Source organism: Prevotella sp. S7 MS 2 (assembly GCF_000762865.1).
GTDB lineage: Bacteria > Bacteroidota > Bacteroidia > Bacteroidales > Bacteroidaceae > Prevotella.
Genome location: NZ_JRPT01000003.1, coordinates 95,776 through 111,641, shown reverse-complemented (window position 1 = coordinate 111,641; position 15,866 = coordinate 95,776). Strand labels below are relative to the sequence as shown.

Below are 15,866 nucleotides of genomic sequence, written 5' to 3'. Positions count from 1 at the left end.
TACAGTCTTCTGCAAGATGGCAAGATTGCTATTATTAGGTATACGCTCATTTATCTTCGTACCCCCTTTGCTATTCGTTCGTTCGACTATTTAATGAATCGAAATACTTTGAAGAATCACTATTTTATCGTACCTTTGCAACTGTTTTTATACAAATCAGTATTTAATAATTCATGTACAAACAATTTTTCAACAAGCGCTGTAGCCTCAAGTTCAAGCATTTCTCGAACAAGGGCTATGCTCTCTTCTCCGTATTGGGACGCGAAGTGCTCGTTGGCACGTTGAGCATCGCAACACTCTCTCACGCGAAAGCAGAGGGAGTAAGCACCGTTCAGACTGCCAATGTAGACTCTGCTCTCTATGACAACGGACGTGAAGTGAGCCTCGACGAAGTCAGTGTGACGGCATCGAGAGCACCGCTGACACAAAGTCAGCAAGCGAGAATGGTCACTGTACTGAGCAAAGCCGACATTGCGGCCGCTCCAGTACAAAGTATTAATGATTTGCTGAAATATGCTGTAGGCGTCGATGTACGACAACGAGGTCCTTTAGGCACTCAAACCGACGTCAGCATCAGAGGTAGTAACAGTGAGCAAATCACAATTCTACTCAACGGTATTAACATCTGCGACCCGCAGACAGCACACAACGCCTTCGATTTCCCGGTTGATATTTCTGAAATCGAACGCATAGAAGTGCTGGAAGGCCCCGCCGGACGCATCTACGGAACGTCTTCCTTGCTCGGCGCCATCAACATCGTTACACGTATTCCTAAACAGTCTGGAGCCTCAGCCCATGTAGAAGCCGGCAGCTACGGTTATCTAAATGTCGGTGCACGCACCTACTACTCGCGCGAACATTGGGCACATTCCGTCTCCGGAAGTTATGCCCGTAGCGATGGGTACAGTCGTAACAAGGCCGGTAGTCTCAATGCCGATTACCGTGGTGGCAAAGCTTTCTATCAAGGACGTTACGACGATAACAGCGTCACCGTGAATTGGCACGCCGGCTTATCTACCAAGAATGTAGGAAGCAATACATTCTATAGCCCCAAATCCGACGATCAATTTGAACACACTTTCAAGACTTATACGGCTGTACAAGCCCTCACCAAGCAGGGACGCCTACATTTCCGACCATCCATTTATTGGAATCGCAATATGGATAGGTTTGAGTTCTTCCGTGGAAAGCTTGATAAGGTTCCATTCAACTACCATCGTACCGATATCTACGGTGTCAACCTCAACAGTTATTTCGACTGGTCTTTGGGACGTACAGCCTTCGGTGCCGAGCTGCGCAACGAAGACTTGGTGAGTGGAAATCTCGGAGAACCGCTCAACACTCCACGACATATCCATGGTACCGACCGCGATTATACATTGGGATTGAACCGCACCAACATCAGCCTCAACCTTGAGCACAACCTCATCCTACAGCGTTTTACGCTCTCTGCCGGTCTAGTTGCTGTCAAAAACAGTTGGGCAGAGATGAACATGCGCGTCTATCCGGGTATCGATGCCGGTTACCGTATTGGCAACAACTGGAAAGTATATGCTTCTTACAACACCTCGCTTCGCATGCCATCGGTCACCGAACTCTACCTAAAGAAAGATGGTTACTTTGCCGATAAACACTTGAAGCCCGAAGAGTTGTCGGCTCTTGAAGCCGGTGTGAAATTCCGTTCAAATGCCATTAGTGCCAGTGCTAGTATCTATCACAACCACTATAAAAACCTCATCGACTGGATTCGCGATACCCGTCAAGCTGATAATGTGTGGAAATCGGTCAATTTCGGCCGTATCAATGCGTTGGGCATAGAGACCAACGTAGACATGTCGCTCGCTCATTTACTGCCTTCACAGCGTATTTTAGAGCGTCTTTCAGTGGCTTATAGCTATATTAATCAAGACCGACATGAGGCCGATGGTATCCAGAGTCAATATGCTTTGGAATATCTACGCCATAAATTGGTTGCCAATCTGCGTACCCATCTTTGGCGGAATCTGCATCTTGCATTGAATTATCGACTACAAAAACGTACAGGCTCCTATACCAATAGCGATGGAGCAGTATGTCGATATGCCACCTTTGGATTGCTCGACACACGTTTATCATGGGATGCCAAACACTACCAAGCCTACATTGTGGGCAACAATCTGCTCAACAAGAAGTACGTAGACTATGGTATTGTGCCACAACCCGGAACATGGTTAGTAGCCGGTTTCAGCATCAAAATGTGATTATAAAATCTATTTTTAACCAATAATAACACGAGTTCGCATAGGATGATATTCATATATCCTTACCTTTGCAACCGATTAATTTAATTAAGCAGCAATAATGAAAAAAACATTTATTATGTTGTTGGCTGCCGGTGCTTTGATCGCATCTTGCCAACCCAAGTCTAAAACTGGAGCAAATTCAGAAAGTACGGACTCTGTAGCAGCAGTTGCCGACACTACCGTATTCGAAGGTACTGTTCCCGCTGCCGATGGTCCCGGTACTCGTTACACTGTAAAACTGGCTAACGATTCTACATTGGGATTCGCAGTTGTTGAGACTTATCTCGAAGCAGAGAATGGTCAAGACCAGACCAACAACTACACTGGTAAGGCAGAAAACATTGAGAAGACCGTTGATGGCAAGCAAGTAAAGGGCTTGAAGCTTCATCTAGGCGATGCCAACGACCTCTACTTCACACAACCTAACGACTCTACACTCCGTATGGTTTCTGATGAGTTGCAGGAAAGTGCCACAGGTCTCAACTACGACTTGAAGAAGAAGTAAGCCAACTCAATATTCATAACATGCAAATAGGCCTGTCCAAATGGACAGGCCTATTTTTATATACGAATCGTCCAGATTCTTATTTCATCAAAAGAGGTATCACTTCCTCTGCCTTGGCATCGTTCCCTACACAGAAGAGATTGCGTCCCATCTTCGTGGTATTGCTCCAATACTTCTCATTCAATGGACATACACGCAGGTCTTGACTGAATGCGTTGTACCAATCCCAACCTTTCACCGTAGCATCTGTGACTGCAAAGAAAGCTCCGTGCGACGCATCCACATAGGTTTCAAACTCTTTACGAGCTTGGTTACCCCACTTCGAGAGGTTGGCATCCAACTGATATATCAAGTGGAAACGATCAAAGTATTCCGGCGTATAAGCAGCATCGTCGGCTAATTCCGTCACGTCAAAATGGCATTTCTCTCCAAGTTGCTTCAGTTGTTCTATCATTTGGCGAACCACAGCTACTGATTTTCCACCGGTCAACACAAGTACATGCTTCAATGGAATCGTACCCTTATTGTTTTTCAACAACGATTCATAAATAGTTACCTGCCCATCTCGCTGAGCATTGTCTTCCGTCGTCTCCCAATACATACCGCCTAACAAGCCTCTATCAATGATATATTGGCACTTGGCAGCCCACGACCGGGGATTATCAAAGCCCCATACCAACTTACCAGTCTTATCGGCTAGGTAAGGTACTTCGCCGATACTGTCCCAACGTTCTACATAACGCCCATCGGTAAAACCGGTCTTCATAAACTTATCCAGTATCTTATTACTATGGTCGCCACGACCATAGAGAGGCATACCCAAAGTCAACTTCTCCGGTGGTACACCATTCTCGATATGTGCATCGATACCTTCCTCTAGACTGATATGGCCCGATAGGGGAGAGCGATGAATGGTGGTATGGTGCATCGGCGGGTTAGACTGGTCGTAACCCATAATATTAACGAAATTCAAATACTTCACACATGCACGGAAATCAATATACAGTCCGTCTTGGATAGTAGCAATAGTCAATAGCTTCTTGCTTCCTAGAGCTTTACGAAGGTCGCGCATCAGCAGCGTGAAATTCTTGGTGTCATCGGGCGAAGAAGAGATGCCCGACTCGCTACTGGTAGGATATTCCCAGTCAATGTCGATACCATCGAGTCCATACTTGTCTACGATACGCCGGCAATCGCGGGCAAAAGCCGTACGATTAGCCTGTGTAGCTGCCATCTCAGAGAAGTTTCCACTCGTCCATCCACCTATTGATAGGTTGATTTTCAAGTTTGGATTCTGCTTCTTCAGAGCCACCACCTTCTCTAAAAATGGCGGATTCTGAATATCAACACCGTTAAAGGCCTTATTCACATGGCCGAAAGCATAGTTGATATGGGTCATAAGCATGGGGTCAGGAAGCCGAAGATCGGTCCACGAACAAACGTAGGCTACAACCACACGGTCTTTGGGTTTGGCCGTAACCGTGAGCATGGTGAATGCCGCTATGGCAAGCATCACCAGTCGACTGATATAAATTTTCATTGTCTCTTGGTTTTATATAGATGAATTCTCTTTTGCAAATTTACGAAAAAAAAGAAGAGAGTACAAAGCTGAAATCGCCTAAAAAGCGTATTTTTGTATGGCTGTCCGACTCTGAAACAGAAGCCTCGAAGGCGTCTTAACAACTAGAAAAACAAGGAACATGAAAGAAATGACCGAACAACAGGCTCTCTTTAAACTCTCTGCCCTCTGCTCGCAAGCCGAACATTGCAGCGGTGAGATGCTCGACAAGATGTGTAGATGGGGTATTGATGAGGCCGCACAAACACGCATCATGGCACATCTCATAGAAGAAAAATACGTAGACGATGCCCGATATACACATGCTTTTGCCCGTGACAAGATACGTTACAATGGTTGGGGACGTCGCAAAGTAGAGCAAGCCCTCTATGCCAAACATGTGGAACGAGCCGTCTATATGCCCGTACTCGATGAGATTGACGACCAAGAGTATCTGAATGTGCTGCGCCCTTTGTTGCGAAACAAGCAGAAATCCATCAAGGCGGCCAGCGACTACGAACGCAATATGAAACTCATCAAGTTTGCCATGGGGCGCGGTTTCGACTATTCACTCATACGCCAATGTCTGGAGGGCGATTTCGATGAGCCGATGGAGTGATTGGGGCAAAGCGCTCCTAGATGTCATAGCACCACGTTGTTGTGCGGTGTGTGGTCGTCGGTTGAGTGTCGACGAACAGGTGATGTGCGGTCGATGTAACCTCCATTTGCCCCGAACCGGTTTTGAATTGCAGCCTTACGATAACGAAATGGCCAAGATGTTTTGGGGACTGATACCTGTCGAACGCTGCGTTGCCTTCTTTTACTACACCAGCCATGCGCCCGAAAGTCGGCTTATCTACGACCTGAAATATCACCACCATCCCGAAATAGGCTATCAACTGGGGCACATGTTGGCTCGCGACTGCATGCAAGCAGGCTTCTTCGAGGGTATCGACATGATTATTCCCATCCCTCTTTATAAGAAACGAGAACGCCAACGAGGGTATAATCAAAGTGTGGAGATAGCGCGCGGAGTGGCAGAAGCGACGGGATTACCTTTAAAGAAAGACGTTGTGGAGCGCATTACCTTCGGGGGTAGCCAAACTCTACGCGACCGTTGGCAACGCACAGAGAACGTAGAAGACGCCTTTCGACTGAAAGACACCAGTATCACAGGCCACCATATTCTTCTTATAGACGACATTGTAACCACCGGTGCCACTATCTGTTCGTGCGCACAAGAGCTATTACGAGCCGGCAACGTGAAGTTTAGCGTACTTTGTCTAGGCTTGGCGAATAGGGAATAAAAGGAACACTTATCTAGGCTTCTCCCAAAAGTATGGTATTTTATTATAATAAGAGAAAGTCTTTCTATTCTAGGAAGTATAAGGAAAGACTTTCTTCTTGATCTTATTTATTTCTTATACCATTTGTCATATAAAGTATTACAATCTAATAACTTTGGCCAACTAAAATCGTATTTCCTGTATGTACCCATGTTTTCTGATTCCTTCTTTTCTTTAGACAAGACCCTTTTCACAGCAAACGTACCATCCTTGCTTTGTGAAACGTCCAACCTATATTCATAACCCGGTTCATACTCAAAGTTCTCGATATATTGAGTAGTAGTCCAACTCTGTTGCCCCTCATATTTGACTATATATTCGCGAAAAACCAAATTGGATTCTCCTTCACAATAAAAAGTACATTGTGAAGCCACTACTAAAAACCTCTTCGCTTGAGCATCCTGCTAATAGCAGGGTAGCCAATAGAAATAAAATACTCGTTTCATATCAATTATAAGTGTATATTTGTCAACTTGTCTTCCGTTTACTCAGCTTCTCATCCACGCTTCCGATACCAAACTATCTCGTTTCCATCATACAATTCACTTTTATACAGAGTTACGTCAGTGGGTAATACAGGGGCAGACGTACCGTCATCGACTACCTGTACACTCGTTTCTACGCGTATTTCATCCCACAATCCGGCTTCTATGAAACTCTTATGGGTCTTGGCTCCCCCCTCGACGATGAGCGATTGCACCTTATCTTCATACAACCGGTGGAGCAATTCCGGAATTGGTGTCTTGTGGCTGAGTACCAACCGGCGCGGACTCCCTCCACTCCAGTCGCGCACAGTCAATGCTGGATGCTCACGCTCGTCGGTCATTCGCCCTACAAGAATGGCATCGTTTTCAGCTCGTAGTTGATGGGAGAGCATACGCGTAAATTCGTTTGAAATAGCCAGTGCATGTCCATGGTTGTCTAGAAAACCATTGGCTGTCTGCGCCCACTTCAAGATGATATACGGGCGCTGCTCGGTATTGAACGTGCTAAAGCGACGATTGAGCCACAGACATTCCTCTTCGAGCACACCGACTGTCACCTCTATACCTGCTTCACGGATACGTTGGATACCACGTCCCTGCACTTTGGCAAATGAATCGACACATCCGCACACCACACGACGCACCCCCTTGCTCACAATCAGGTCGGCACAAGGAGGCGTCTTGCCGTAGTGTGCACAAGGTTCAAGGCTCACGTAGACCGTTGCTTGGCGTAATAAAGCCTCGTCTACTTTACGAATAGAGGCGAAAGCATTCACCTCGGCATGCCCCTCCCCGCATCGTACATGGTAGCCCTCGCCAATAATGCGTCCGTCGGCTACGATGACAGCTCCCACCATCGGATTAGGTTTGGCATTCTGTCGCCCATTCTTAGCCAGTTGGATACACCGACGCATGTAGCGTTCATCGATTTGTTGTTGCATTAAAGTAATGGTATCATCGTGATAGTTCCATTTATTTTCTTCCATATTTCCTCGTCGTTTGACGGCCACAGCGATGCTATGCCTTCCTGTCTATACAACAAAGATAGTATTTTTCCACATCATCCATTCACTCTTCCCAATGATTTTACCTAACTTTGCGAATAATATATGCCTAATCAGGTAACATCATGGGCAGTCTTTCAGACTGGAATCTCTTGCCAATCTCCTTTCCGTAGGCCTAAAGGCTCACGGCTATGAAAAGGCAGTCCTTCGGACTGATGAGCCCTAAATGCCTACATAGGACAAAAGATAACATACCAATAAGCGCCAAACAGAAGGATGGACAACCCTGAATGTGGCTACATTGTCCGAAGAGTAACCCATCAATAGCCGGGGGTTGGAGCGAAGCGAAAACCTCCAGAAACAAAGACGAAACAATAAAAGAGTCTGATAAGACTCCCCAATATTAATAACAATCAATTCTCCTGACTGAATCTTATTAAATACAACTCCATATCTATGTCCACATTTCGATCTCTTTGGCAACGCCTGACACCTCTATACGATGACCACGAAGCCGCATCCATCGTACGGTTGATGCTGGAAACTCGTTTTACAATGACCTATACTGACATTGCTTGTGGCGCTATCGGCAATCTAAACGATGACGACACACGAGAATTAGAGGCATTGATGCGGCGACTAGAGACCGGAGAACCAGTGCAATATGCCCTTGGTGAGGCGCAATTCATGGGACGGACGTTTCGAGTTGAGCCGGGCGTACTCATCCCACGTCCCGAAACGGAAGAGCTATGTAGATGGATTATCGCAGAGAACAAACATACGTGCGACATCCTCGACATAGGCTGTGGCTCCGGATGTATTAGCGTGACACTGGCAGCTGAACTCCCCATGGCGCACATATCGGCATGGGATATATCAGATACGGCCTTGCGAGTGACCACGGAGAATGCATACAGACTCGGCACACAAGTGAATACTACCAAACAAAATGCCCTGCAACCACCGACCGATGAGCACCGTTGGGACGTCATCGTGTCAAATCCACCCTATATCTGCTTTCGAGAAAAGGCCGACATGGAGCCGAATGTGCTTGAACACGAGCCCTCATTAGCTCTCTTTGTGCCAGACGACGACCCACTATTGTTTTATCGGGCCATTGCCCAATATGCCCATCGAGCCCTGAAACCGGGTGGAAAACTCTACTTTGAAATCAACCCTCTCTATGCCCAAGAGACCGCTCAAATGCTACAGACGATAGGGTTTGAAGAGATAGAGACACGACATGACGAATTCGGGAAGCAAAGAATGATTCGCTGCCAAGCCACAGCAGCATCGTTGTAAAGCCTTAACAGCAATGCTGAATGGGCGATGCAGTAATGCTGCCACAGCCCTGCAGTCTGGAAATGGCTAAGTAGACGAGTTGACAAGTAGAATATATTGTCCGAAGAATAAGCCCTTCGTAGCCAGCAAGGTAGAGTGAAACGAAAGCGTAAAAACGCTCTCTACTTCCCACATAAAGGGAAAAAACATTACAATTAAAAGAAATTATTCGCCCTCTCCTTCATAGAGAGGGATGAGAAGAAGTACCCTATTGGGCAGTCTTTCAGACTGGATTCCCTTATCAATCTCCTTTCCGTAGGCCTAAAGGGCCACGGCTATGAAAAGGCAGTCCTTTGGACTGATGAATCCCAAATGCCTACATCGGACGAAAGATAACATATCAATAAACGCCAAACAGAGGGATGGACAACCCTGAACATGGCTACATTGTCTAAAGAACAACCCATCAATAGCCGGGGGTTGGAGCGAAGCGGAAACCTCCGGAAACAAAGACGAAACAATAAAAGAGTCTGATAAGACTCCCCAATAAAAAAGAAACTTGTGAAATCAATCAACCAAATAGAACAGGATAAACAAACCATTCGCCTGATGATAGAACTCTATTGCAGGCATCACCTACACCAAGACGCGCCGTCAAGGGAATACGTGGAACTCATCAACTATGCTTGCCGGCGTATTGACCATTGTCCTTTTGGTGTAGATAAACATGCCTGTAAAGACTGTCCGGTGCATTGTTATACGCCGCAAATGCGCGAGAAGATACGGCAAGTGATGCGGTGGAGCGGTCCGCGTATGCTATTCTATTCGCCTCGTGCCACACTCCGACATCTACAACAAATATTCAAACATCAATTCAGAAAGAAATGACTCTACAACTCGTCACCCTATATCTCCTCGGCATCAATATCATAACACTGGCAGCCTACGGCATAGATAAATGGAAAGCTCGGCATCATCAATGGCGCATTTCAGAAGTGGTGCTCCTATTTTTAGCCTTCATTGGCGGAGCCATGGGAGCTTTTCTGGGCATGCGCTTATTCCACCACAAGACACAGCATTGGAAGTTTCGCATCCTTGTACCACTACTCCTTATCCTACAAATAGCCGCCTTGGTGTATTGCCGAAGTTAAGAGAAGACACAAAAGAACACATGAAGAGCCAGTCCATGCAACTCAAGCAATCCGGCATCGCTATGCTTTTTCACCTTATTATTTGCTTTTCTGCGCTAAATTATGTAATTTTGTAGACCTATATCAACGATAAATCATTAGAAATCAACGTTTTCTAAACATAGTGAACAGAGGCAATCTTTGTCGGATGTTCAGTATATTGAGATAGTGATTTCGAAGTAAATAGTAAAAGAAAGAAAAGATGCCATCTGTAGAAATCAAGAAGGTAGAATCTAAGAAGGAACTCAAAGATTTTATCGAGTTCCACTATGACTTATACAAAGGGAACCCATATGACGTCCCAAACCTATTCAGTGATGAACTAAACACACTCAGCCCGAACAAGAATGCTGCCTTCGACTTCTGCGAAGCCGAATACTATTTGGCTTACAAAGAAGGTAAGTTAGTAGGGCGTGTGGCTGCCATCATCAATCATAAAGCCAACGATAAGTGGGGCCAAATGAACGTTAGATTCGGATGGTTAGACTTCATAGACGACGAAGAGGTGTTGCGCGCACTGCTCAAAGCCGTAGAAGACTATGGCCGACAGAAAGGAATGCAACACGTAGTGGGGCCATTGGGATTCACCGATATGGACCCGGAAGGAATGCTGATAGAGGGATTTGACCAGTTGGGCACAATGCCTACTATCTACAACTATCCCTACTATCCACAACACATTGAGCACATCGGAGGTTTTGAAGTGGACAATCGGTATGTAGAATACAAAATAGCCGTGCCGGATACCATACCTGAAAAATTCGCCAAGATAGCATCAATGATAGAGTCAAGATACAATCTACACGTAAAAAAACTTACGAAGAAGGATGTCTTTGAAGGGGGATACGGACGAAAAATATTCGAACTCATCAACTCAACTTATAAAGACTTGTACGGATACTCAGAGCTCTCAGACAGGCAGATAGACCAATATATCAATATGTACTTGAAATTGGCCGACCTGAATCTTATCACTTTAGTGGAAGACTGGAATGCCGATAAGAAGCTGTGTGGTATCGGTATCACCATTCCCTCGCTGTCTATAGCCTTGCAAAAGTGCCACCGTGGACGACTGTGGCCAATGGGTTGGTGGCACCTGTTACGCGCCATTAAGTGTCATAAGACGGAGGGTGTAGACCTATTACTGATGGGTGTGCTGCCCGAATACCGTGCCAAGGGAACCAACGCCTTGCTATTTGCCGACCTCATACCACGCTGCCAAGCCTACGGCTTCAAGTGGGGGGAGAGTCAGGTAGAGATAGAGAGCAACGAGAATGTGCAGAGTCAATGGGAATATCTGGAACGTACGTTGCACAAACGTCGTAACTGTTACAAGAAAACCATCACACAATAACGCGGCCAAGAAGCCTTTTATCTATAAAAATTGATGAGCAATATAGAAGTAAGACAGATAACGAGCCGTAAACAACTGAAGGAGTTTATCAAGTTCAGAAACGACTTATACCGCGATTGTGAGTATGCTGTACCCTTCTTATACAGCGAGGAGATGGCTACACTCGACAAGAATAAGAACGCATCGTTCGAATGTTGCCAAACCATTTACTTTATGGCTTATCGCGAGGGGAAACCGGTTGGACGCATCGCAGGTATCATCAACGAACGCGCCAACGAGGCATGGAAGAACAATACCGTACGTTTCGGATGGTTCGACTTTGTAGACGACATTGAAGTATCCCGCAGTCTGCTCAACGCAGTGGAAGAGTGGGGACACAACAAGGGTATGGATGTGATGGCAGGACCATTGGGATTCACCGATATGGATCGCGAAGGAATGCTGATAGAAGGATTTGATCAGCTCGAAACAATGTATACCAATTACAACTATCCTTACTATGCTGACCACATGGAAAGGCTCGGTGGATTTGAAAAAGACAACGACTATAAGGAGTATCTCATCAAAGTACCAGAGAAAATACCGGAAAAATTCGGCAAACTCAGCGCGATGATAGAGCAGCGATACAACCTGCATGCACACCAACTCACACGTAGAGAAATACTGAAAGAGGGGTATGGACGCAAAATATTCGACTTACTGAACATTACATATAAAAACCTTTATGGGTTCTCGCAGCTGTCAGAACGACAGATAAAACAACTCGTAGAATCCTATATGCGTATAGCCGACGTGAATCTCATATCGGTTATAGAAGATGGAAACAATCCCGGCAAGCCGGTAGGGTTCGGCGTTACGTTCCCATCTTTCTCTCAAGCGCTACGCAAATGCAATGGAAACCTGTGGCCACTTGGTTGGTGGGAAATGTTGAAAGTGGCACTATGGCACCGTACAGAGGTGGTAGACTTGTTATTGATAGGCGTTCTTCCCGAATACAGAAGCAAGGGAGTGAATGCCCTTATCTTCAATAAACTCATACAACAGTGCCAAGAATATGGTTTCAAAATTGCCGAAGCTCTGCCTCAGATGGAAACCAACGAAGGGGTACAAAGCCAATGGCAATATCTAGAATCCATACAACATAAACGCCACAGGTGCTATAAGAAACAATTGATAAAAGAATAACAACCAACGATATATGAAAGAAGAGGACAATATACCACAGACAGAACAAGTCGTCTACAACGAAGATAACATCCGAACACTGTCGGGTACGGAACACATCCGTACTCGACCGGGTATGTATATCGGCCGATTAGGCGATGGAACGTTGCCCGAAGACGGTATCTACGTGCTACTGAAGGAAGTCATCGACAATTCTATTGACGAGTTTAAGATGAATGCCGGTAAGCGCATAGAGATTGATATAGAGGATCACTTGCGCGTGACGGTGCGCGACTATGGCCGTGGAATCCCACAAGGAAGTCTTATCTCGGCCGTATCAGAGTTGAACACAAGCGGTAAATTCGACTCGAAGGCCTTCAAAAAGAGTATCGGTCTGAATGGAGTAGGTGTGAAAGCTGTGAATGCACTCAGCTCTCATTTCACCGCATCGTCGTACAGAGACGGTAAAGTAAGGGTCGCTGAGTTTGAATGTGGTAAGCTTATTAAAGATACAACTGAAGACTCTGAAGACGAAAACGGAACGTGTATTTACTTTGAACCCGACAAGACGCTGTTCAAAAACTATAGCTTTCACGACGACATCGTGGAGAATATGCTGCGCAACTACACTTACCTGAACATAGGACTGACCATTATGTTCAACGGAAGACGTATCCACAGCCGCAACGGACTGGAGGATTTGTTGAGCGACAACATGACTAACGACGGACTATATCCTATCATCCACATCGCAGGAGAGGATATCGAGATAGCCTTTACACACACCAATCAGTATGGAGAGGAGTATCATTCGTTTGTCAACGGACAGCATACGACGCAAGGCGGAACCCATCAGACGGCATTCAAGGAGCACATTGCGCGTACCATCAAGGAGTTTTTCAACAAAGGTTACGAGTATACGGACATTAGAAACGGACTGGTTGCCGCTATTGCTATCAACGTTGAGGAACCTCTTTTTGAAAGCCAAACGAAGATAAAGTTAGGGTCTCTCACCATGAGTCCGCAAGAAGGAAGCGTAAGTGTGAACAAGTTTGTGGGCGATTTCCTCAAAACTGAGGTTGACAACTATCTGCATAAAAATCCTGCCGTGGCCGAGGTGATGCAGCAAAAGATACAATCGAGCGAACACGAACGAAAGGCTATGGCCGGCGTTACCAAACTGGCACGTGAGCGAGCAAAGAAAGCTAACCTCCACAACCGTAAACTTCGCGACTGTAGAGTACACTTCTGTGACGCAAAGAACGAACGTAAAGAAGAGAGTTGTATCTTTATTACGGAGGGTGATTCGGCCAGTGGAAGCATCACCAAGAGTCGCGATGTGACCACACAGGCGGTATTCTCACTGCGTGGAAAGCCCCTTAATTCGTTTGGATTGACCAAGAAAGTGGTTTATGAAAACGAGGAATTCAACCTTTTACAGGCCGCTCTCGACATAGAAGACGGGTTGGATATGCTGCGTTACAACAAGGTGATTGTTGCCACCGATGCCGATGTTGACGGCATGCATATTCGCTTACTCATCATCACTTTCTTCCTTCAGTTCTTCCCGGAACTCATAAAGAAGGGACATGTATACGTGTTACAGACTCCATTGTTCCGTGTTCGTAATCGCAGAACGAAAATAAAAGACAAGGAAGTGATTGCAGAAGCCGATGCCAAACTGCGTAAAGGCGAGCGTAAAAACGACTTTATCACGCATTATTGTTATACCGACGAGGAACGCAAAGAGTCTATCCGACGCCTCGGTCCGGACCCGGAAATCACCCGATTCAAAGGACTTGGAGAGATTAGTCCGGAAGAGTTTGCCCACTTCATCGGCCCAGACATGCGCTTGGAACAAGTCACTCTCCACAAAAACGACCAAGTACAGAAGCTCTTGGAATACTACATGGGCAAGAATACTATGGAGCGCCAGAACTTCATCATCGACAACTTGGTAGTGGAAGAGGATATTCCAGAAGAAGCAGACTTATAAATTTGTTTCTCGAAAAGATAAGAGGTAGATGGCAAAATCTATAGAATCAAATATTAGAAGAGAACTTTCATGAATACATTAGAAAATAGAAGAAAGAGCCTAAATAAAAGTATTTTAGAGTGTAAGAGCCATTCCCATTCTCTTGCCTCTTATCTCTTCGCTTTTATATTATTGTCGTTTGTCTGTGCAGTACAAGCACAAACAAATAACAATATGCGTAAGCTACAGATAGCAGAAATGGCTATCAACAACCTGTACGTGGACAGTGTGGACGAAGAGAAACTGATAGAAGACGGCATCAGAGGCATGCTGTCGAAGCTGGATCCACATTCTTCCTATACCACAGCAAAGGAAACAAAAAGCATGAACGAACCACTTGAGGGTTCATTCGAGGGTATAGGCGTGCAGTTCAACATGGTTCAAGACACGCTACTCGTCATCCAACCGGTCACCGGTGGACCTTCCGAGCGTATGGGAATACTTGCCGGCGACCGTATTGTCAGTGTCGATGGTGTCGCCATTGCCGGTGTCAAGATGGCGAAAGAAGATATTATGAAACGCTTGCGTGGCCCTAAAGGCACGAAAGTAAAGCTTGGTGTCATCCGAAGAGGCATTGCCGACCGTCTCACTTTCACTATTACACGCGACAAAATACCCGTTAAAACCATCGACGCTACCTACATGATTCGGCCTCAAGTAGGCTATATTCGCATCGAAGGATTTGGTGCTACTACCTATAACGAGTTCATGGAAAGCGTCAAGAAACTACAACAGCAAGGTATGCGTGACCTCATTCTCGACCTTCAAGAGAATGGTGGAGGCTATCTTATGGCTGCTGTCCAAATAGCAAATGAGTTCCTCCACAAGAACGATTTGATAGTCTATACCCAAGGGCGCACCGTTCCACGTCAAGAATACCGTGCTCAGGGCGATGGCAAATTGCTCGATGGAAAGGTCATTGTGCTTGTAAATGAATTCTCGGCATCGGCTGCCGAGATTGTCACCGGTGCCATCCAAGACCAAGACAGAGGTCAGGTAGTAGGCCGACGAAGCTTTGGTAAAGGGCTCGTTCAACGCCCCATCGAGTTTCCCGACGGCTCTATGATTCGCCTCACCATCGCACATTACTACACCCCAACGGGCCGTTGCATCCAAAAGCCCTATACCAAAGGCGACAACGAAGACTATGGTATGGACCTCGAAAAGCGCTTCAAGCATGGCGAACTCTATAGTGCCGACAGCATCCACTTTGCCGATTCGCTGAAGTATCAGACCCTTCGACTCAAGCGAACTGTCTACGGTGGTGGTGGTATCATGCCCGATTACTTCGTTCCACTCGACACTACGCAGTACACATCTCTGCACCGTCAGTTGGCTGCCAAGAGTATTATCATCAACGCCAACCTCAAGTATGTGGACAATAACCGCAAGCGTTTGCAGAAAGAATACACTTCTTTTACCGATTTCAACGCCCGCTACACTACGCCACAGAGTCTGATAGACGAGATTATGGAGGAGGCTAAGAAGCAAAAGATCAAGCCCGTTGACAACAAAGAGCTGCAACGTACGCTCCCCACACTGCGCAACCAACTGAAGGCACTCGTTGCTCGCGACCTTTGGGATATGAGCGAATACTTCCAAATCATGAACGAACAAAACCACGTGGTACAAAAGGCCGTAAGTCTATTGAATCATGAATAG

14 protein-coding genes are annotated in these 15,866 nt (G+C 46.0%); 11 read left to right on the top strand and 3 right to left on the bottom strand.

Annotated elements, in window-relative coordinates:
- Positions 1 to 173: 173 nt before the first annotated feature.
- Both HMPREF0671_RS01560 and HMPREF0671_RS01555 read left to right on the top strand, forming a co-directional pair.
- Complete coding sequence (locus tag HMPREF0671_RS01560; RefSeq protein WP_036896267.1) at positions 174 to 2,240, top strand: TonB-dependent siderophore receptor; 2,067 nt, start codon at positions 174 to 176, stop codon at positions 2,238 to 2,240.
- 100 nt (positions 2,241 to 2,340) lie between these two features.
- Positions 2,341 to 2,787: a copper resistance protein NlpE N-terminal domain-containing protein gene (locus HMPREF0671_RS01555; RefSeq protein ID WP_036896266.1), complete on the top strand. Its 447-nt coding sequence runs from the start codon at positions 2,341 to 2,343 to the stop codon at positions 2,785 to 2,787.
- A gap of 79 nt (positions 2,788 to 2,866) precedes the next feature.
- Here the strand turns inward: HMPREF0671_RS01555 and HMPREF0671_RS01550 are convergent, their stop codons facing one another.
- Positions 2,867 to 4,327, bottom strand: coding sequence for a glycoside hydrolase family 18 protein (locus HMPREF0671_RS01550; RefSeq protein WP_052052746.1), 1,461 nt, complete (start codon positions 4,325 to 4,327; stop codon positions 2,867 to 2,869).
- Between the two features lie 160 nt (positions 4,328 to 4,487).
- On the opposite strand from HMPREF0671_RS01550, the gene HMPREF0671_RS01545 reads away from it, so the two are divergent.
- Both HMPREF0671_RS01545 and HMPREF0671_RS01540 read left to right on the top strand, forming a co-directional pair.
- Entirely contained in the window at positions 4,488 to 4,964 is a 477-nt protein-coding gene (locus tag HMPREF0671_RS01545; protein WP_036896264.1) for a regulatory protein RecX, read from the top strand.
- Positions 4,948 to 5,652, top strand: coding sequence for a ComF family protein (locus HMPREF0671_RS01540; RefSeq protein WP_036896263.1), 705 nt, complete (start codon positions 4,948 to 4,950; stop codon positions 5,650 to 5,652). Before HMPREF0671_RS01545 ends, HMPREF0671_RS01540 begins: the two co-directional genes overlap by 17 nt.
- A 107-nt stretch (positions 5,653 to 5,759) precedes the next feature.
- On the opposite strand, the gene HMPREF0671_RS12615 is transcribed toward HMPREF0671_RS01540, so the two are convergent.
- On the bottom strand, positions 5,760 to 6,065 hold the full coding sequence (locus tag HMPREF0671_RS12615; protein WP_084589700.1) for a DUF4377 domain-containing protein: 306 nt from the start codon (positions 6,063 to 6,065) through the stop codon (positions 5,760 to 5,762).
- Between the two features lie 122 nt (positions 6,066 to 6,187).
- Positions 6,188 to 7,162, bottom strand: a complete 975-nt coding sequence (ribD, locus tag HMPREF0671_RS01530; RefSeq protein ID WP_052052753.1) for a bifunctional diaminohydroxyphosphoribosylaminopyrimidine deaminase/5-amino-6-(5-phosphoribosylamino)uracil reductase RibD — start codon at positions 7,160 to 7,162, stop codon at positions 6,188 to 6,190.
- A 474-nt stretch (positions 7,163 to 7,636) separates the two neighbouring features.
- Here ribD and prmC point away from each other — a divergent pair, with 474 nt between their 5' ends.
- The 7 genes from prmC (at position 7,637) to HMPREF0671_RS01495 (ending at position 15,866) form a co-directional block, all read left to right on the top strand.
- Positions 7,637 to 8,482: a peptide chain release factor N(5)-glutamine methyltransferase gene (gene prmC, locus HMPREF0671_RS01525; protein WP_036896259.1), complete on the top strand. Its 846-nt coding sequence runs from the start codon at positions 7,637 to 7,639 to the stop codon at positions 8,480 to 8,482.
- Between the two features lie 549 nt (positions 8,483 to 9,031).
- On the top strand, positions 9,032 to 9,349 hold the full coding sequence (locus HMPREF0671_RS01520; protein ID WP_036896291.1) for a nitrous oxide-stimulated promoter family protein: 318 nt from the start codon (positions 9,032 to 9,034) through the stop codon (positions 9,347 to 9,349).
- Positions 9,346 to 9,612, top strand: a complete 267-nt coding sequence (locus HMPREF0671_RS01515; RefSeq protein WP_036896258.1) for a DUF1294 domain-containing protein — start codon at positions 9,346 to 9,348, stop codon at positions 9,610 to 9,612. The genes HMPREF0671_RS01520 and HMPREF0671_RS01515 overlap by 4 nt, the downstream gene beginning before the upstream one ends.
- A 241-nt stretch (positions 9,613 to 9,853) precedes the next feature.
- Entirely contained in the window at positions 9,854 to 11,005 is a 1,152-nt protein-coding gene (locus tag HMPREF0671_RS01510; protein WP_036896257.1) for a hypothetical protein, read from the top strand.
- Positions 11,006 to 11,038: 33 nt separating this feature from the next.
- Positions 11,039 to 12,190 carry an N-acetyltransferase gene (locus HMPREF0671_RS01505; protein ID WP_197421731.1) on the top strand — a complete coding sequence of 384 codons (1,152 nt, stop codon included), beginning with the start codon at positions 11,039 to 11,041 and terminating at the stop codon, positions 12,188 to 12,190.
- A 13-nt stretch (positions 12,191 to 12,203) separates the two neighbouring features.
- The gene (locus HMPREF0671_RS01500) at positions 12,204 to 14,165 is read left to right on the top strand and encodes a DNA topoisomerase IV subunit B (protein ID WP_036896255.1); all 1,962 of its coding nucleotides are present in this window, start codon (positions 12,204 to 12,206) and stop codon (positions 14,163 to 14,165) included.
- Between the two features lie 213 nt (positions 14,166 to 14,378).
- Positions 14,379 to 15,866, top strand: coding sequence for a S41 family peptidase (locus tag HMPREF0671_RS01495; RefSeq protein ID WP_232223154.1), 1,488 nt, complete (start codon positions 14,379 to 14,381; stop codon positions 15,864 to 15,866).